The sequence below is a fragment of the Hymenobacter humi genome, assembly GCF_042665855.1.
In the GTDB taxonomy this organism is placed as follows: Bacteria; Bacteroidota; Bacteroidia; order Cytophagales; family Hymenobacteraceae; genus Hymenobacter; species Hymenobacter humi.
In genome coordinates, this window is sequence record NZ_JBHTEK010000001.1 from 1,778,158 (window position 1) to 1,795,964 (window position 17,807).

At 61.9% G+C, this 17,807-nt stretch carries 15 protein-coding genes and 1 pseudogene; 9 read left to right on the top strand and 7 right to left on the bottom strand.

What is annotated here, in order from left to right:
- Positions 1–35: 35 nt before the first annotated feature.
- The 4 genes and pseudogenes from ACFQT0_RS10065 to ACFQT0_RS10080 all read right to left on the bottom strand — a co-directional run bounded on the left by ACFQT0_RS10065 (position 36) and on the right by ACFQT0_RS10080 (position 3,112).
- Positions 36–724: pseudogene (locus tag ACFQT0_RS10065) on the bottom strand (DUF3826 domain-containing protein).
- A 289-nt stretch (positions 725–1,013) separates the two neighbouring features.
- A complete protein-coding gene (locus tag ACFQT0_RS10070; RefSeq protein WP_380202414.1) occupies positions 1,014–1,781 on the bottom strand; it encodes a sugar phosphate isomerase/epimerase family protein in 768 nt (255 codons plus the stop codon).
- 187 nt (positions 1,782–1,968) lie between these two features.
- The gene (locus ACFQT0_RS10075) at positions 1,969–2,487 is read right to left on the bottom strand and encodes a hypothetical protein (protein WP_380202416.1); all 519 of its coding nucleotides are present in this window, start codon (positions 2,485–2,487) and stop codon (positions 1,969–1,971) included.
- Between the two features lie 25 nt (positions 2,488–2,512).
- Positions 2,513–3,112 (bottom strand): sialate O-acetylesterase, encoded by a 600-nt coding sequence (locus tag ACFQT0_RS10080; protein ID WP_380202418.1) that lies wholly within the window; start codon positions 3,110–3,112, stop codon positions 2,513–2,515.
- Between the two features lie 107 nt (positions 3,113–3,219).
- Here ACFQT0_RS10080 and ACFQT0_RS10085 point away from each other — a divergent pair, with 107 nt between their 5' ends.
- Complete coding sequence (locus ACFQT0_RS10085; protein ID WP_380202420.1) at positions 3,220–3,357, top strand: hypothetical protein; 138 nt, start codon at positions 3,220–3,222, stop codon at positions 3,355–3,357.
- 58 nt (positions 3,358–3,415) lie between these two features.
- Here ACFQT0_RS10085 and ACFQT0_RS10090 read toward each other — a convergent pair whose 3' ends face one another.
- From ACFQT0_RS10090 to ACFQT0_RS10100, 3 genes are read right to left on the bottom strand one after another with little or no spacing between them, the layout of a single operon-like run.
- Positions 3,416–3,841, bottom strand: a complete 426-nt coding sequence (locus ACFQT0_RS10090) for a DUF6298 domain-containing protein (protein WP_380202422.1) — start codon at positions 3,839–3,841, stop codon at positions 3,416–3,418.
- Between the two features lie 4 nt (positions 3,842–3,845).
- On the bottom strand, positions 3,846–6,623 hold the full coding sequence (locus tag ACFQT0_RS10095) for a DUF6298 domain-containing protein (protein ID WP_380202424.1): 2,778 nt from the start codon (positions 6,621–6,623) through the stop codon (positions 3,846–3,848).
- A 20-nt stretch (positions 6,624–6,643) separates the two neighbouring features.
- On the bottom strand, positions 6,644–8,278 hold the full coding sequence (locus ACFQT0_RS10100; protein WP_380202426.1) for a pectate lyase family protein: 1,635 nt from the start codon (positions 8,276–8,278) through the stop codon (positions 6,644–6,646).
- 512 nt (positions 8,279–8,790) lie between these two features.
- On the opposite strand from ACFQT0_RS10100, the gene ACFQT0_RS10105 reads away from it, so the two are divergent.
- The 8 genes from ACFQT0_RS10105 to ACFQT0_RS10140 all read left to right on the top strand — a co-directional run bounded on the left by ACFQT0_RS10105 (position 8,791) and on the right by ACFQT0_RS10140 (position 17,731).
- The gene (locus ACFQT0_RS10105) at positions 8,791–10,536 is read left to right on the top strand and encodes a hypothetical protein (RefSeq protein ID WP_380202428.1); all 1,746 of its coding nucleotides are present in this window, start codon (positions 8,791–8,793) and stop codon (positions 10,534–10,536) included.
- A complete protein-coding gene (locus ACFQT0_RS10110) occupies positions 10,533–11,048 on the top strand; it encodes a hypothetical protein (RefSeq protein WP_380202430.1) in 516 nt (171 codons plus the stop codon). Before ACFQT0_RS10105 ends, ACFQT0_RS10110 begins: the two co-directional genes overlap by 4 nt.
- Positions 10,990–11,574, top strand: a complete 585-nt coding sequence (locus tag ACFQT0_RS10115) for a hypothetical protein (RefSeq protein WP_380202432.1) — start codon at positions 10,990–10,992, stop codon at positions 11,572–11,574. Before ACFQT0_RS10110 ends, ACFQT0_RS10115 begins: the two co-directional genes overlap by 59 nt.
- A gap of 11 nt (positions 11,575–11,585) precedes the next feature.
- Positions 11,586–13,151: an MGH1-like glycoside hydrolase domain-containing protein gene (locus ACFQT0_RS10120; protein WP_380202434.1), complete on the top strand. Its 1,566-nt coding sequence runs from the start codon at positions 11,586–11,588 to the stop codon at positions 13,149–13,151.
- Positions 13,152–13,283: 132 nt separating this feature from the next.
- Positions 13,284–13,799 carry a glycosyl hydrolase family 28-related protein gene (locus ACFQT0_RS10125; protein WP_380202436.1) on the top strand — a complete coding sequence of 172 codons (516 nt, stop codon included), beginning with the start codon at positions 13,284–13,286 and terminating at the stop codon, positions 13,797–13,799.
- A gap of 121 nt (positions 13,800–13,920) precedes the next feature.
- Positions 13,921–14,829 carry a glycoside hydrolase family 28 protein gene (locus ACFQT0_RS10130; protein WP_380202438.1) on the top strand — a complete coding sequence of 303 codons (909 nt, stop codon included), beginning with the start codon at positions 13,921–13,923 and terminating at the stop codon, positions 14,827–14,829.
- An 83-nt stretch (positions 14,830–14,912) separates the two neighbouring features.
- Positions 14,913–15,494: a glycoside hydrolase N-terminal domain-containing protein gene (locus tag ACFQT0_RS10135; protein WP_380202440.1), complete on the top strand. Its 582-nt coding sequence runs from the start codon at positions 14,913–14,915 to the stop codon at positions 15,492–15,494.
- 74 nt (positions 15,495–15,568) lie between these two features.
- A complete protein-coding gene (locus ACFQT0_RS10140) occupies positions 15,569–17,731 on the top strand; it encodes a glycosyl hydrolase family 95 catalytic domain-containing protein (protein WP_380205972.1) in 2,163 nt (720 codons plus the stop codon).
- Positions 17,732–17,807: the final 76 nt, after the last annotated feature.

Consider the following 17,807-nt stretch of genomic DNA (forward strand, 5'->3'; position numbering starts at 1 on the left):
TTTGGTGGGTTAAACCGGGAATGAGGTGAAGAATGCTAGTGAGAGGCTTCGGCGGCCTTGCGGGCGGCGATGCGGGCCTGCCAGTCTTTGCCGGCCTGGTTCATGTCGATGCCGGCGGCCGAGAGGTAATTGTTGATTTTGCCTTTGTATTTGCCAAACCAAGCGTGTTTCTGCTCGGAGGTGCCGGCGTCCATGGCCTTTTCGCGGGCCTCCGTCAGCCAGGCCAGCATCTGGGCTTTCTGGGCGGCGGTGAGGATGGGCAGCATGTCGTCGTAGGCGCGCATCGTGATGGGCAGCACGCCGTAGGTCATGCCGTCCTTCACCTGGTCGACTTGGGCTGGAGTAAGGCGACGGCTCAATTTTTGAGGTACTGGGCGTGCAGCTTGTCGAGGGAGGCAGTGGTTTCGGTTTCCACCTTGGCGGCTTCGGTTTTGGTGGCGTCGGTCTGGGGCTGGGCTTTGAGGGCGGCCAGGCGGCTTTTGCGCGCTTCGTGCACGTCGTTGAGCTGGCGGTACTGCTCGGCAATTACGTCGCGCACCTGTACCGAATCTTTGGACTTCAGGCCGTCAAGCTTGGCCACAATTTTGGCCGCCCGCTCGGTGATGGTGCGCTTATAAGCAGCTTCTTTGGTCTCAGTTGGGGCCGGTGCCTGAGCCATCGCCTGCGGAAGGGCAGTTGCGGCTAGAGCGCTTACCAAAAACAGGCTTCGCAGTAGGGAATTCATAATTTGCGCGTAACTAAAGAACAGTAGCAAGTTACACGCCTCTCAAAGGAAGAATATGTCTGTTTTCACTAACTTATTGTACGATATTATCATATCAACTATCCTTTTTCCGGGCCAGAGGACAGATACCTACAAAGTAGCGATTCCTAGGCGATTCAGGGCATTTTAGTCGGGCTTTCCAGCCAGTAAGATGCAGCCCAAACGTTGCCGAAGCCGAGCAATTGGGCTGGCATCGCTAAGCGCAATTTTCTAGAAGAATTGTGCAGCCGAAAAAGCAGCATACTCCAACTCAACCTGCCTGGAAAATCGACTTGAGGTAAGCCGTATTTGCGCCGAAGTTTTTCTTCACGTTGCGGCCGTCGTTGGCGTCGCGCGAGCGTTCGATGACCAGCCAGCCATCCCAGCCCATGTCGGCCAGGGTCTGCTTCACCTTGTTCATGTCGAGCCGGGTGTTGTTCTGCAGCCACACCCCGTCTTCGTCAGTGGCGTGCATCTGGCAGATGCGCTTGCGGCCCAGAGTTTTCAGCTCCTGGTGCAAGTCGCGCCCTTCTTTCAGCGGGTTGGAGAAGTTGAAGTAAATCTGAATGTGCTTCGAGTTGATTTCGCGCAGCAGCTGCACCTCACCCGCGGCGTCGAGCGAAGTTTCGATGCCGACCACCACGCCAGCTCGCTGAGCCATTTTACCTACCACTTTCAGGCGCTCCACAATGGCAGGGCGCAGCTCGGGGTTCTTCACCAAGTCGCCTTGCGTGCCCAGGGGCAGAAAGGCCACCTTCACGTTCAGGGCCTTCATGGTGTCGAGGCAGTCCTGAATCATGCGCTGGTAAGTGGGGCGCGTGGCAAACGACTGGGCGTAGAAACCCGTCATGGCCAGCGAGCAGATTTCCAAATTGAGCTCCTTCGCCTTGTCGATGAACTGCTGGCGGATTTCCGGCTTGGCCGCCTGGTTGTCGAAGGTCTCGCGCTGGCCCAGGCCGCCCATGTCCACCTCCACGCCATCGGCCCCAATGTCCTTGGTGAGCTGCAACGCGCCCAGCTTCTGCCGCTTGAGTATCATCAAGTCAACGACGGCAATTTTGTAGGTCAGCTTTTTGGCGCGGCTACTGGCCCAACTTGGCCACGGTAGCAGCAGCCCAGCCGTCAGCAGCGAGCCTGGCCTTGAGAAAATCGCGACGGGTATGGGCGTGCTGGCTCATGGCTAAAAAAGTATGGAGGTAAAATGAAGTGGAAGGAAGCCGGCGCGGCTAGCGGATGCTCACCCGCGCCTCCGGCTGGTTGGTCCGGAAGGGACGCGCGGGCAGGCCCTGGTCAGAAAACAGGTTGGGCTGCAGTACCTCGTGCCAGCCGAAGCGCACTGCCACGGGCCGCGCCACACCGGGGGCTGAAACCAGCACCTGCGAACCCTCAATACGCGCCTGCGCGGGCACAAACACGCCGTCGGCGCCGGCCACGGTGAAGCCCGTGAGCGGCTTGCCGTCTTTGCTCACCAAGCGGCCCCCGGTGGGAGCGAAGGTGAGCGTGGCCACAGCGCCCTTCACTTTCAGGCTGCGGAACACCGGGCCGGTGGCTACCACATTGGGCTGCTTGTAGGTGCCGGCCAAGGCCAGCAGGGCCAGACGCCGGCCCACTTCCCACTTGTAGCCGGGGTGAATGCCGCCGAGGCTGTCGGCCAAATCAGTCGTGACAATCATGCCGGTGCGGGGCAGCTGCAGGGCCAGCTCCTGCGCTTCACGGAAGCGGGGCAGGGTTTCGGGGGTAATCACTACTTTGCCCGTGGCGTCGGAATACTTAAACGGGGCCAGCCTGCACGTAGTAGAAGGGCAGGCCAGAGCCGCCCCAGGCCGTGCGCCAGCTTTCAATCAGCGTTTTCATCTTGTGGGCGTAGTTCACGGTTTCGGCCAGAAAGCAGTTGGTTTCGCCTTGGTACCACAAAAAGCCCTGCACCGCAAACGGCACCAGCGGCCGAATCATCGGCTCGTAGAACTTGCCCGGTTCGCCCTCCACTTTCTGGCCCGCATAGTACTTGTCCTGCGCAAACGCCGCTTCCGAAATCCAGGGCTCAATGCGGCTGCCCGGCACGGCCGAGGAAATCATGCCCACTGGCACGTTGAGCCGCTTTTGCAGCTCTTTGGCAAAGAAGTAAGCCGCGGCGGAAAACGACCGCAGGGCCGAATCCTCGGCCACGCTCCAGCCGCGGTGCAGGGAGTCGGGCTTGGCCAGCTCCTTGCGGTTGACCAGGAAAATGCGAATGGCGGGGTTGTGGGCATATTTCAGCTCGTCCACTGGGCTTGGGTTGAGGCCAGGCGGGGATGGCACCTTGCTGTTTTTGCGCATGGTGTACTCCATGTTCGACTGCCCCGAACACAGCCACACCTCGCCCACGAGCACGTTGTGCAGCCGAATGATATTCGTGCCCGAAATAACCAGGCTCGGTCGGAGTAGCGGAGGCGCTGAGCGGCTGCAGCGTCACTTGCCAGCGGCCCGCGGCGTCGGCCGTGGTGCGGGGGCGCTGCCCGGCAAACTGCACGGTCACGGCCTCGCCCGGCGCCGCGGTGCCCCAAATGGGTACGGGCTTGGCGCGTTGCAGCACCATGTTGTGCCCCAGCACGCGGGGCAGCACCACGGTGGCCTGAGCCGGCAGCGCGAGCCCCAGCAGTACCAGCACCCGTCCGATGAGCCCGCGTATTTTCATTATTTCTTCGTTAGCCAAAGGACTTCTGCGCCGGTAGCTGGCGTAGTCAGCTTTACCAATTTTCCGCCTTTCACCGAATCCGTTTTGCCGACGAGTTGGCCCGTTTTCGGGTTCAGGTGCCGAACGGTGAATGTGCCCGACATGGTGGCCAAATCCAGCTGCACGGGCGCCGGGCCGTCGCGGTACACGAGCAGGCCGGTTTTGCCGTCGCTCAGGGCCCATTGGCTGGCGGGCTTGCCGGGCAGTTCCACGGGCCTCATGCCGGCTACCGATGTGGCGAAACCAGGCTCGGCTACGCGGGGCACGCTGGCCAGCGAGCCGCCGGCCAGCAGCACCGCCCACCCGAAGGCCTCATAGCCATCGGCGGAGTAGAGCACGGCCTTGTCGGGGAATTGCTGGCGGTATTCGCGCACGGCCTGGTACACCTGCTCAAACGAGCCTGCGCTTGGGGTTGAGCAGGCGGGCGTGCTGGCGCGGGGCCAGGTTTTGGCCGCCGGCCGGGGCGTAGGTCTTGCCGTCGACCTGGTAGTGCCAGTAGTTGATGTCGATGATGTCGACCACCGCAGCCCGCGCCGGGTCGGCCAAGATGGCGTCCTGCACGTCCTTGGTGGTGCTCAGGGCAATGGTGGCCTGCTGGCTGGTTTCGGTTTCCCACTCCTTCACGGTATCCAGCCAGAACTGCACGAAGGCCAGCGGCCCCGTGAATTCGGCCCCGATGAGGTGAATGACGCCCGTTTTGCCCACGAAGTTGTTGAGGCACTGCCGGATGTAGGCCCGGTGCAAGGGGCGCCGTGCCGCGTCGGTCACGTCATAAAACTGCTCGGCCATGAATATCCGCTTGTCGCCGGCGTAGGGCGGCGGCTCCGGAAAACCGGTGTTGTTCACGTTGTTGACCGGGCGCCAGGGGAAGTCGGCGTAGTGGGCGCCGGCTTCGATAATGTTATGCTGGAAATAGTGGTTGTTGAGCAGGACCAGCCCTTTTTGGTCGGCCAGGTCGGCAAATTGAGCCAGCCGGCTCCAGTACCATTGGTTGTACTTGGTGAGGTCGTAGCGGCTCAGGCCGTCCCAGGCCTGGCCGGTGCCGCTGCGGGCGAAGGGCAGCTCGTAGAACGGCGCCCACACCTCGCCGTCCATGCGGCGGATGCGCTCGTGGTCGTCGCGCCGGCGCTCGTACCACAGGCCGTAGTTGTGGGCCAGGGCCACTACGTTCTGGGTTTGCATCGAGTCGGTCATTTCCGGCAGGTCGTCGGTCAGGCCGCGGCCCGTTTGGCCCGGCACGAAGCGCGTGATGTGCGGCTTGGGGTTGGTCAGGCCGTGGGGCCGGGCGCTGCCGTTCCACCAGGGCACGTCCTGGCGGCGGCCCGTTACCAGGGCGTTACCGCGCACCACCATGCCTTGGGCTACTCGCAAGGGCGCGGCGTAGGCGGGGGCAACAGGCATTTTCACCTTCAGCTTGTCGATGGAGGGCGCCGAGTGCTGCGTAGCAATGGGCTGGCGGGTCGGCGCGGCCTGAATGAACGCCAGCAAGGTAGGCGCCGGGCTGGCCGAGAGCTTGGTGAGCTCCATGGCCACGGCCACTTTGGGGCTGCTCGAGGCCTCGGTGCTCACCGGCAGCAGAATGACACGGCTGGCCACGGCATCGCCCAGCCGGTCTTTCAGCTGCGCGTAGTACAGGCTGCGGGGCTGAATGGACTCGTTCGACATGTCCCAGTAGCCGTTGCCACTGAACTGCGCCCAGGTGCCAAACGCCCAGTTCTGGGCCGTGGGTGGCTGGTAGCAGTCCACGCGGGCGGCGGTGCACTGCCAGAGCACGCTGTTGGCCACGGCCCAGCCGGCACCCTGCCCATCCTGCTCGCGGTTGCCGAAGCGCAGGGCCTGGCCGTATTCTTTCACGATGTCAAACAGCACCCCTGAGGCCCAGCTATCGATGCCACCGCTGAAGCTCAGGGGCTGCTCGGCTTCGCACTGCACAAAGGCATTGGGGCCGGCGGCGCAGTAGCCCAGGGCAAAATCGTGGTAGCCATTTTCGGCATACAGCCGCTGAAACAGGGTCTGCTGGCCCAAGGTGTAGAAAGTGTTGCGCCGCTCGCCGCCGATTTCCGATACCGGCTCCGTGGAAATGCAGTCTTCTACCGTGACGCGGCGGGCGGTATTGTGCGCCAGCACCGCCGAGCCGGCGAAGTGCCGGAAGGCCACCTGGCGTACCCAGGCGTCCTGCACGTCGTCCAGCACCACGGCCATCCAGCGGTGGTCTTCGTCCTTAGGGTTGGTTGCGTCAACTGTCGATTCCAAGCGTAGGTTTTCGATTCCCACCTGAGTTATCAGCCCCGGCCAGGTGTAGCGGGCCACGGTGCCGCCGCCGTAGGTTTGGTCGAGGGCGGTGGTTAGGGGCGCGTCCAGGGTGATGCCCGTGGCGTCGACCGCTACCACCTGCCGGTCCCAGCCCAGATTGCGCTGGCCGGGCTTCCAGCCGAGCGACGAAAGGCCACCGCCGAAGGTTTGCATGCCCAGTTTCTCAATCCAGGCGGCTGTGGAAGGCCGTTGCACCAGCACCCGGTCTCCCACTTTGAAGGCCGCCGCATTGGCAACCCGCACGGTGCGGGCATTCACGGGCACGTACCGGTCCGTGATGGCTTGGGCCGTTTCCAGCTTACGGTCGGGGCGGCCGGCAATGGTGATGAGGTGGTCGCGGCTCGAGCCGCTGCCCAGAATGATGGTGCCGCCCTCGCCCATGCCGCTGCCGCGTAGCACCACACCAGAAGCCCGAATAAACAGCCGGCCGGCAATTTCATACGTGCCTTTTTCCAGCAGTACCGCGCCGCGCAGGCCATCCTTGCCCAGAGGCCGCGCCGCTACGTAGTCGAGCGCGGCCTGCACGCGGGCCGTGGCATCGCCGGCTCGCACCGGCACTACTACGCGGATTTCGGCCATGGGAATGGCTTGCTCGCCGGCCCGGTAGCCGCAGTAAGAAAAGTCCGGAATGCGGTTTCCCAGTGAATCCGGGGTATACACCAGCTTGCCCTGCGGGCCCACGGCCACGGGCGCCGGTTTGGGAATGGGCTTGGGTTTGCCTTGCCCCACGGCCGTGCCAGCCGAAAGCAGACCAGCCAGGAGCAGGAAATAGAAGGAGCGGGTGGGGTGGGGCACAGGGAGTTTGTTTTCGGGCAGCAGCTCAGAAAGCACGTCATGCTGAGTGCAGCGAAGCATGACGGTTGGTAGGGGTGAGGTTACGGCTTCACGGTTTTCACTGCTACCAAGCTATTCAGGTAGTTCTCAATGTTGGTGTAGCCGTCTTTGCTCTTGGCCTGGGTGGCGTCGGCGGCGTTTTTGGGGTCGAGGCCGTTCTTCTTTTCGTAGTCGTCGGGCATGCCGTCCTTGTCCGAGTCAGCGTAGGGCTTGCCGGCGTAGGTGGGGTAGCCGCCTACTTGCGCGGGGTCGGTGATGATGCCGTTTTTGTAGGAATCAATCGGCAGGCGGCGGTGCTTGAACTGGGTGTCGGGCAGTTTCACGCCTTCTTTGTAGGTGATTTTGCCGGTGCGCACCTGCTCAATCACGCGGGCATCCACAGCGTCGCGCTTGGGCAGGGTGGCGCCCGCGTTTTCCAGCACGTAGGAGAGGGCTTTTTCGGCGGGGATGATGGTGATTTCCGGCATCGGCAAGGGCTTGTTCACCTTCATGTCGGCCATGTATTTGCCGGCGTTGGGCAGCTCTTCCACTTGCACGCCGCCATCCCAGTTGTCCTTGGTCACGTTGGGGTAGCCTTCCACGATGTTGCCGGCCACGTAGGCGCGGCCGTACACCTGGTACTTGAGCTTGCTGCGGCCCGATTCGGGCTTCAGAATGCGGTGGCCGATGTTGGTGTTCTTCGGCGTAGAGGGGCCGGGCTTATAGTAGTTGTTGATGATGTTGTAGAGGGCGCGGTAGTCGCCGCCGTCGGTGGAGCGGTGCACCCAGTTGAACATCACGTTGTTGGCGAAGTTGAACACCCCGTTCCAACCAATGGAGGGGTTGCGGCCCGCGTTGTCGGCCCACAGGTTGCGCATGAAGGTGCAGTTCTCGCCGCCCAGTGTGCTGCCAAAGGCGTGGTTCCAGGTATCGAGCGCCTCCGAGAAAATGGAGTTCTGAATGGTGATGTTCACCGTGCCCAATTTCTGCTCGGGAATGCCAGTGCTATCGTTGTACATGTGGCGGTACATCGACATGTTTTCGTCGAGGCCCCAAGAGGCCGAGACGTGGTCAATCATGATGTTGCCAATGGGGTTGCCGCCGATGGAATCGTCGCGCCGGCCCACGTTAGTCTCGCCGCGGCGGAAGCGCATGAAGCGCACAATGACATCGTGCGTGTTGAGCCATACCGATTCGCCGGCCACGCAAATGCCGTCGCCGGGCGCGCTCTGGCCCGCAATGGTGATGTAAGGTGCCCGGATGATGAGCGGAGTTTTCAGCCGAATGATGCCGGCCACGTTGAACACTACGATGCGGGCGCCGCCCTGCTCGCAGGCCTCGCGCAGCGAGCCGGGGCCGCTATCGGCCAGGCTGGTCACCACAATCACCCGGCCGCCGCGGCCCCCAAACGTGTAAGCCCCACCGCCCTCGGCGCCCGGAAACGCCGGGATGCCGGCCTGCGGCAAATCAATGGGGCGGGCTGCCCATGGAATGTAGGGTTTGCCCTCGCGCTGCTCCTTCTGAATGATGGGGTAGGCCTTGTTCCAGGCGATATCGGACTGGCGGCTGGCCGCGGCCATCATGTCCGCGCTGGCCTTTGCGATATCCGGCGGAATGGAGGGGTACTGGGCCCGCGCCACGAGTTGCGTCGAGAAAAAGAGGCCTAAAGCGCAGAGGGAAGCAACCGGTTTTTTCATGGGTGGGGTGGAGGAGTTTGACCGAAGCGAAATAACAAGGCAAAAGCCCCGGGCACCTATACCATTTTCTCGACCCTCTGTAGGATGTTATCATTCCATTTCGCGACCGGGCGCAGTCAGTCTGGAACCAGCAATTTAGCCATCAGGGCCGCTTCTTAATCGATAGGCTCAGCTGCGGGCACCGTTGCGGCAGAGCCAGCCGAAAGCCTGCGAAATTTCCTTTTGATAGCGTATAGGTTCCTGCGGCTGGGCCCAGCGCCGCTACAGCTGTTGCAAAGTACGCCGAACGCCTCCTGCTTACTGTTAAGTGCGCCCTGCGGGTGAGGGAGCACTTACCGCTGAGTTGGGACCAGCAAAATCCCTCGTTTTGCGATGGCAACATTCTACAACAGCCGGAGAAGATGGTATACAGTGCCGGCACGCGAGTCCGGTAATTTTGATAACGTCCATGCTCCCTTCTGCCCGGCAGAGGCAGCCGTTGGATACTGACCTAACTCTAACAAGCCGCGCCAATGCCCCGGAATCTGTGGAAGCTTCTTGCCACCAGCTATTTCTGCCTAAGCTGCTGGCTGCTGGCTCCCGTAGATGCCCACGCCGCGCCGGTGCCTGCGCAGCCCAATCGCACCATTCTGCTGCCCAAGAGTGCTCATGCCCGCTTGCGGTACGGTGCCGCCCGGCTGGCTACTGCCCTGCGGGCCGCCGGTTACCAGGTGAAAGTGCAGCAGCAGGATAAGCTGCCCGGCGGCAACGGCCTGATTGTAGTGGGCCGGACTACCGACGAACTCCTGCGGCAAGCCACCGCCGCGTACCATTTGAGCCCGGGCAAAACGCCGGGCAAAGAAGGCTTTTCTATCGTCTCGGGCGAGAAAAACGCCCTTATCATTGCGGGCGCTGACAATTCCGGGGCGCTCTACGGCTGCCTGGAGCTGGCCGAGCGGGTGCGCAGCCAAGGCAAAATCAGCGGAAGCCTAAATCTCACCGACCAGCCCGAAATGGTGCTGCGCGGCGCCTGCATTGGCGTGCAGAAGCCTTACTACCTGCCGGGCCGCACCGTGTACGAGTACCCGTACACGCCCGAAACCTTCCCGTGGCTCTACGACAAGGCCCTGTGGGTGCGCTACCTCGACCTGCTGGCCGACAACCGCATGAACTCGCTCTACCTCTGGAACGGGCACCCGTTTGCTTCCCTGGTGCGGCTGAAGGACTATCCCTACGCCGTGGAAGTGGACGACGCCACCTTCAAGAAGAACGAGGAGATGTACCACTTCCTGACCGCCGAGGCCGACAAGCGCGGCATCTGGGTGATTCAGATGTTCTACAACATCATCGTCTCCAAGCCCTTCGCCGAGCACCACAACATCAAAACCCAGGACCGCGCCCGGCCCATCGTGCCGCTCATTGCCGACTACACGCGCAAGTCCATTGCCGCTTTCGTGGAGAAATACCCCAACGTGGGTTTGATGGTGGCCCTGGGCGAAGCCATGGAAGGCGCCGGGCAGGACGACGTGGACTGGTTCACGAAAACCATCATTCCCGGCGTGCTGGACGGCCTCAAGGCCGCCGGGCAAACGGAATTGCCACCCATCGTGCTGCGCGCCCACGACACCGACGCGCCCCGCGTGATAACCGCCGCCCTGCCGCTCTACAAAAACCTCTACACCGAGGCCAAATTCAACGGCGAGGCGCTCACTACCTACACGCCGCGCGGCTCCTGGGCCGAGCTGCACCGCACGCTGAGCGGGATGAATTCGGTGCACATCGAGAATGTGCACATCCTGGCCAACCTGGAGCCGTTCCGCTACGGCTCGGCCGATTTTATTCAGAAAAGCGTGCTGGCCATGCACAACACCTACGGCGCCAACGGCCTGCACCTCTACCCGCAGGCCTCGTACTGGGACTGGCCCTACACCGCCGACAAAGCTCCCGAACGCCTGCTGCAAATCGACCGCGACTGGCTCTGGTACAAGGCGTGGTCGCGCTACGCCTGGCACGCCGACCGCCCCCGCCCGGCCGAGCAGACCTACTGGGGCCAGGAATTGGGCACGATGTACGGCTGCGATGCCACCGCCGGCAAGCAGATAATGGAAGCCTACGAGCAGGCGGGCGAAATTGAGCCGAAACTGCTGCGCCGCTACGGCATCACCGACGGCAACCGCCAGACCCTGACCCTGGGTATGCTCATGGGCCAGCTCATCAACCCCAAGCGCTACGGCCTGTTCACGCTGCTGTATGAGTCGGAAGCGCCGGAGGGGAGATGATAATCGAGTACGCCGAAAAAGAGGCGAAAGGGCTGCCGCACGTGGGCGAAACGCCGCCGCAGGTAGCCACCGAAGTGGTGGCGCACGGCAAGGCTGCCATCGCGGCCATTGAGCGCGCCGCCCCCGTCGTGACCAAAAACCAAGCGGAATTCGGGCGCCTGAAAAACGATATGTATTGCCAGGATGCCCTAGCCAATTTCTACGCCGAAAAGGTGCAGGCCGCCCTGCGCGTGCTGCGCTACAAGTACTCGCACAACGTGGCCGACCTGGAGCAGGCCGTGCCTTACCTGGAGCGCAGCCTGAGTTACTGGCAAAAGCTGGTGGGCCTGACGCAGGGCACGTATTTGTACGCCAATAGCATGCAGACCTCGCAGCGCAAAATCCCCATGCGCGGCGTAGACGGCACCTACAAAACCTGGGTAGAAATGCTGCCAGTGTACCAAAAGGAGCCTGGTGAACCTGCGCCACCACATCGACTCGCTCAAGGCCGTGAAAACCGTGCCGGCGGCTAAGAAGCTGGCCGTGTCCAACAATGCCTTCGTCACCCTGCTGAGCAAAGCGGGCAGCCCCTACAAACTGGCCCTTGGACAATCGCCTTTTGCCGACACCAGCGCGCAGATTACCGCCCTGGCGCCGGAGCTGCTGGCCCTGAAAGGCCTGCGGCTGAGCAAAGCCCAGCAAGCAAGCCAGGGCACCGAGGTAAGCTTCAAAACCGCCAAGCCGGTGAAGCTGCTGGTGGGCTATTTCACGCAGAAAAAGCCCGGCTACCTGTCCTCGCCGCAGCTCGAAACCGACGCCAGCGCCAACGACTACGGCCAAGCCGATATCAAAATCGCCAACGCGGCGCTGGTCGCCGGCCAGCCGCCGGTGAACGTGCATGCCTATTCTTTCAAAGCAGGCACGCACACCCTGAACCTGGGCCGCGGCGCCTGCCTCATCCTCGGTTTCATGGATGCCGACCAACCCCTGCGCACCTACAACGCGGGCCTGGGCGGCGGAGGCGAGCAGGTCAAGGAAATCGATTGGTTATTTGAGTAATTCAGCCCGCCATGCAGTTGCGAACCAAACCGTTTCTATTCCTTCTGAGTCTGCTGGGCTTAACCGGCCTGGCCGAGGTGGCCGCGCAACAAGCGCCCGCGTCGGTGCTGACGGCTGAGCACCTGCGCGCCAGCGTGGCCCGCTTCAATGCCCTGGACCAGGAGGACGTCATCAACCTCGTGCCCAATGCCCAGGCGGCCGACTGGTTGGCCCAACAGGTGCCGCTGTTCGAGTGCCCCGATTCGGCGCTGCAGGAAACGTACTACTACCGCTGGTGGACCTACCGCAAGCACCTCAAGCAGACGCCCGACGGCTTTGTGTTCACAGAATTCATCACGCCGATGAAGCACGCGGGGCTGCACAACACCATCAGCAGCGCCCTTGGCCACCACCTCAACGAAGGCCGTTGGCTGCACGACCCGCAGTTCACAGAGCAGTACACCCGCTTTTGGCTCAACGTGGATTCCAAGAAAACCAAGAAGCTGCACGCCTTCAGCAGTTGGCTGCAGGATGCGGTGTATAGCATGTACCTGGTAAGCCAAAACCAAGCCCTGGTGCAGGAACTGCTGCCCGTGCTCAGCGCCGACTACCGCCAGTGGGAAGCCGAGAAAATGCTGCCCAACGGCCTGTTCTGGCAGTTTGATGTGCGCGATGCTATGGAGGAATCCATCAGCGGTGGGCGCAAAGCGAAGAACATCCGGCCCACCATCAATAGCTACATGTACGGCAATGCCACCGCTATGGCGGCCATGGCCAAGCTGACGAAAACCGACAGCCTGGAACGCAAATACGCCCGGAAAGCCAAGCAGGCGCGCGCCGACGTGCAGCGTACTTTGTGGGACGACAAAGCTTCCTTCTTCAAGGTGCAGTACGAAAAGGGCGGCCTCTGCGAAGCGCGCGAGGAATTGGGCTACATTCCGTGGTATTTCTCGCTGCCGGCCGACAAGGCTAAATACGCCAAGCAGTGGGAGCAGCTCACCGACCCGGCCGGCTTTCAGGCGCCGTGGGGCATCACCACGGCCGAGCGGCGCGCGCCCGGTTTTCGTACCCACGGCTCGGGCCACGGCTGCGAGTGGGACGGCGCCGTGTGGCCCTACGCCACCACCCAAACCCTAAAAGGCCTGGCCAACCTGCTCACCCAGTACAAGCACCACGACGGCATGAGCCCGCAGGTGTACTACGCCGAACTGCGCAAATACACCCTCTCGCACCAGAAAAATGGCGTGCCCTACCTGGGCGAGTACCAGGACGAAAAAAACGGCGAGTGGCTGAAGGGCGACAACCCGCGCAGCAGCTACTACAACCACTCCGGTTTCGCCGACCTCATCATCACCGGCCTGGTGGGCCTGAAACCGCGTGCTGACAACGTGGTAGAGGTGTTCCCGCTAGTACCTACCGGGCAATGGGACTACTTCTGCCTCGACCAGGTGCGCTACCACGGCCGCATGATTTCCGTGATTTGGGACAAAACGGGCACCAAATACGGCAAGGGCCAGGGCCTGCGCATCCTGGCCGATGGCAAGGAAATCGGCCGCGCCAGCGAGTTGAAACGCCTGACAGCGAAGCTGCCCGGCTAAATATTTGGGCAAAACAGACCGCCATGCTGAGCGCAGCCGAAGCATCTCGCGTGCAGCAGTAAATGAAAATCAGTTGCGCGGGCGAGATGCTTCGGCTGCGCTCAGCATGACGGTTTGCCTTCTTCGTTTCCAATGAAATACCTTCTCCGCGTCCTCCTGCTTCTGCTCTGTACTCCGGCTGCCCAGGCCCAGGGCTACTACAACGTGCTCAAGTACGGCGCCCGCAACGACAGCACCAAGCTGGCCACGGCTGCCATTGCCAAGGCCATTGCGGCGGCGGCGAAAGCGGGCGGCGGCACGGTGTATTTCCCGGCGGGGCGCTACCGCACGGGGCCCATTCACCTCAAAAGCAACATCACCATTGAGATAGGAGCGGGGGCCATCCTTTATTTCAGCGACAATTTTGACGACTACCTGCCCATGGTGCCTTCGCGCTACGAGGGCATCGACGTGACTAGTTTTTCGCCGCTGTTCTACGCCTACAAGGCCGAGAACATCACCATCAAGGGCCGCGGCATCATCGACGGGCAGGGCAAAAGTGGTGGGACTACGCCGAAGGGCAGTCGCGCAAAAGCCAGGATTCGAAGTGGCAAAAGGAGTTTCAGCGGCTCAACGCCGACATCCTCAAGCCCGACCTGGCGGGCGTGATTGAGCGGGCCTTTCTGCGCCCGCCGTTCATACAGACCATGCACTGCAAAAACGTGCTGATTGAGGGCATCACCATCCGCAACTCCCCTTCTGGACGGTAAACCCGGAATTCTGCGAGAACGTGACCATCACGGGCGTGACCATCACCAACCCTCCCTCGCCGAATACCGACGGCATCAACCCGGAATCCTGCCGCAACGTGCACATTTCCAATTGCCACATCAGTGTGGGCGACGACTGCATTACCATCAAATCGGGCAAGGACAGGGCGGGGCGCAAGATGAACGTGCCGGCCGAAAACTACACCATCACCAACTGCACGATGCTCTCGGGCCACGGCGGCGTGGTCATCGGCAGCGAGATGTCGGGTGGGGTGAAGAAAATCACCATTTCGAACTGCATTTTCGACGGCACCGACCGCGGCATCCGCATCAAAACGGCTCGCGGCCGGGGCGGCGTGGTGGAGGATATTCGGGTGGATAACGTGGTGATGAAAAATATCCGGGAGCAGATGATAGTGCTGGACATGCAGTACGCCAACGCGCCGGCCGAGCCGGTGAGCGAGCGCACGCCGCGCTTCCGCAACATCCATTTCAGCAACATCACGGCCGAAGGCAACCAGGCCGGCCTGCTCAACGGCCTGGCCGAAATGCCCATCGAAAACGTCACGTTCAGCAACCTGAGCCTCGACGCCAAGCAGGGCTTTACCATTCGAGAGGCGCGCAACATTGCCTTTCACAACGTGCAGGTGAACAATACCATCGGCCCGGCAGTGCGTGCCGAAAACGTGCAGCTGCTGCGGCTCGATGGCGTGGGCAGCGCCACGCCCCTAGCCGGCACCCCGCTGGAACTGACCAACGTCGCCGACGCCTTTGTGTACAACTCGTTTCCAGCCGCTGGTACCGGAACCTTCCTCCAGCTCAAGGGCGCCAAAACCCGCAGCATTGTGCTGCAAAATAACAATTTCAAATACGTGAAGGCGCCCGTGTCGCAAGACGCAGCGGTGACCGAACGCGTGGTAGGGCAGTAGCGTGGACTCTGCGAGTCCGCGCATTGCTAGAACGTTCCGCCACGCGCGGACTCGCAGAGTCCACGCTACATTTTTCAACCTTTATGCCCCTTCCGCGCCTCCTGTTTCTGCTCTGCTGGCTCATGGCGTGCTCTTGCATGGCGCAGCAACCGCTGAAACTCTGGTACGCCCAGCCCGCCGCGAAGTGGACCGACGCACTGCCCATTGGCAACGGGCGACTGGGTGGCATGGTGTTCGGCGGGGTGGCGCAGGAGCGGATTCAGTTCAACGAAGCCACGCTCTGGACCGGGCGCCCGCGCAACTACAACCGGCCCGGCGCCGCGCAGTACCTGCCGCAAATCCGCCAACTGCTAGCCGATGGCAAGCAGGCCGAAGCCGAGCAACTGGCCGAGCAGCACTTCATGGGCCTGAAAGACCACGAGGAAAGCTACGAAGCTGAAAAAGCCGCTTGGCTGCAAAAGCTGCGCGCCGTGAACGTGGCCGAGGCCACCAGCGCCTCGCACGAGTGGAAACCCTCGCCCTGCCCACGCCCAACGGCTGGGAAAGCGCCGGCCTCGAAGGCCTGGACGGGGCCGTGTGGTTCCGCACCACCATCGAACTTCCAGCCGCCTGGGCCGGCAAAGACCTCACGCTGGGCTTGGGCCGAATTCGCGACGTGGACGTGACCTACGTGAACGGCCAGCAAGTGGGCACCGATGAAGGCATCAGCAAGAAGCGGCGCTATCGGGTGCCCACCGCCATGCTGCGCCCCGGCCGCAACGAATTGTCCATTCAGGTCATCAACTATTTCGACAAGGGCGGCCTGATTGGGGTGAAGGAAAAGCAGCCGGTGCTGGTGGTGTACCCCGAAGGCGCCGCTCCCGAAACTGGCGTGCCTCTGAGCCCTGCGTGGCAATACTGGGTGCAAGACGCCAACCCGCCGCTCGCGCCCAGCTACCAAGCGTCGTACCAGCCGTTCGGCGATGTGCTGCTGGATTTCCCAAATACTGATAGCACCACCACCTATCTACGGGATTTGGACATCGGCCAAGCCGTGACTCGGGTGGCTTACAGGCAAGGCGGCATTCCTTACGTGCGAGAGTATTTCGCTAGCGCCCCACGTCAAACCATTATTTCCCATCTGGGTGCTGGCACCAAGGGTAAGCTCAATTTCACAGCTCACTTTAACAGCCCGCATGGCAACCGGAAAATTTACCGGGTTGACGACCACACGCTGGCCCTGGCAGTGCAGGTGCGCGACGGGGTGCTCCGCGGCGTGAGCTACCTGCGCATCCTCGCGAAAGGCGGCCGGCTACGTGTGACGAATAATCAGATTCAACTTGAAAATGCGGACGAAGCCACGATTTTCTTAACTGCCGCCACCAATTTTAAGAATTATCAGGACGCTTCGGCCCAACCCGAATTGCTGGCAAAAAAGGTCCTAGATAAAGTCTCGACAAAAAATTACGAGGCCCTGAAAGCAGAGCACATCCGGGATTATCAGAAGCTTTTTGACACCTTCTCCGTTGACCTCGGGCACGGCCCCGGTGAGAAACGAATAATGACCGACGAGCGCATCAAGCACTTTACGGCGACCTCAGACCCCGCACTGCTGGCGCTGTACATGCAGTACGCGCGCTATTTGCTGATTGCCTCCTCGCGGGCTGGTGGGCTGCCCGCCAACTTGCAAGGCATCTGGAATGAGTCGCTAACGCCTTCGTGGGGCAGCAAATACACCACCAACATCAACCTGCAAATGAACTATTGGCCGGCCGAGGTGCTCAACCTCTCGGCTTGCACAGCGCCGCTGGTCAGCTTCATCAGCGAAGCAGCCCAGGCTGGTCAGGCCACCGCCAAAAACAACTACAACGCCCGCGGCTGGGTGCTGCACCACAACACCGATATCTGGCGCGGCACGGCGCCCATCAACGCCGCCAACCACGGCATCTGGGTGACGGGCGCGGCGTGGCTGTGCCAGCCCATTTGGGAGCATTACCAGTTCACGCAGGACCTAGCGTTTTTGCGCCAGCAGTACCCCGTGCTGAAGCTGGCCGCGGAGTTTTACGCTGATTTTCTGACCAAGGACCCGCGCACCGGCTGGCTCATCAGCACGCCTTCCAATTCACCCGAGCACGGCGGCCTGGTGGCCGGTCCCACCATGGACCACCAGCTTATCCGCGAGCTATTTACCATCACCAGCACCGCGGCCCAAATCCTCGGCGTCGACGCGGATTTTCAGAAAGTATTGGTTGAAAAAGCCCGCCAGGCGGCCCCCAACCAGATTGGCCGGCACGGCCGCCTGCAGGAGTGGCTAGAGGACCGAGACGATCCGGCCGACACGCACCGGCACGTGTCACACCTCTGGGGCGTGTTTCCAGGCACCGACATCAACTGGGAAGCCAACCCGGCCCTGATGCGGGCAGCCCAACAGTCGCTCACGCAACGCGGCGACGATGGCACCGGCTGGAGCCTGGCTTGGAAGGTCAACCTCTGGGCCCGCTTCCGCGACGGCAACCACGCCCTGCGGGTACTGGAAAAACTGCTCTCCCCAGCCGAAAACGCCACCGGCAGCGAGCAGGGCGGCGTCTACAAAAACCTGTTCGACGCCCACCCGCCCTTTCAGATTGACGGCAACTTCGGTGGGGCCGCCGGCATGGCCGAAATGCTGCTGCAAAGTCAAACCGGTACCCTCGACCTGCTACCTGCTCTACCAAGCGCGTGGTCTACGGGCTCCATCCGTGGCCTGCGCGCCCGGGGCGGCTTCTTGGTGAATATGAAGTGGGCTCAGGGCCAGCTGCAGGAAGTAGAAATTCAGTCCGAAGCCGGGCGTGAGTGCGTGGTGCGGTACGGCGAAAAGCAGCTGCGCCTGGCTACCAAACCCGGCAAAGTGTATAGGCTCACGGGTGACTTACAAATCAAATAACAGACCGTCATGCTGAGCTTGTCGAAGCATCTTTCCCGCAGCAGTAATTCAAGCTGCCACAACGAAGCAGTAGAGA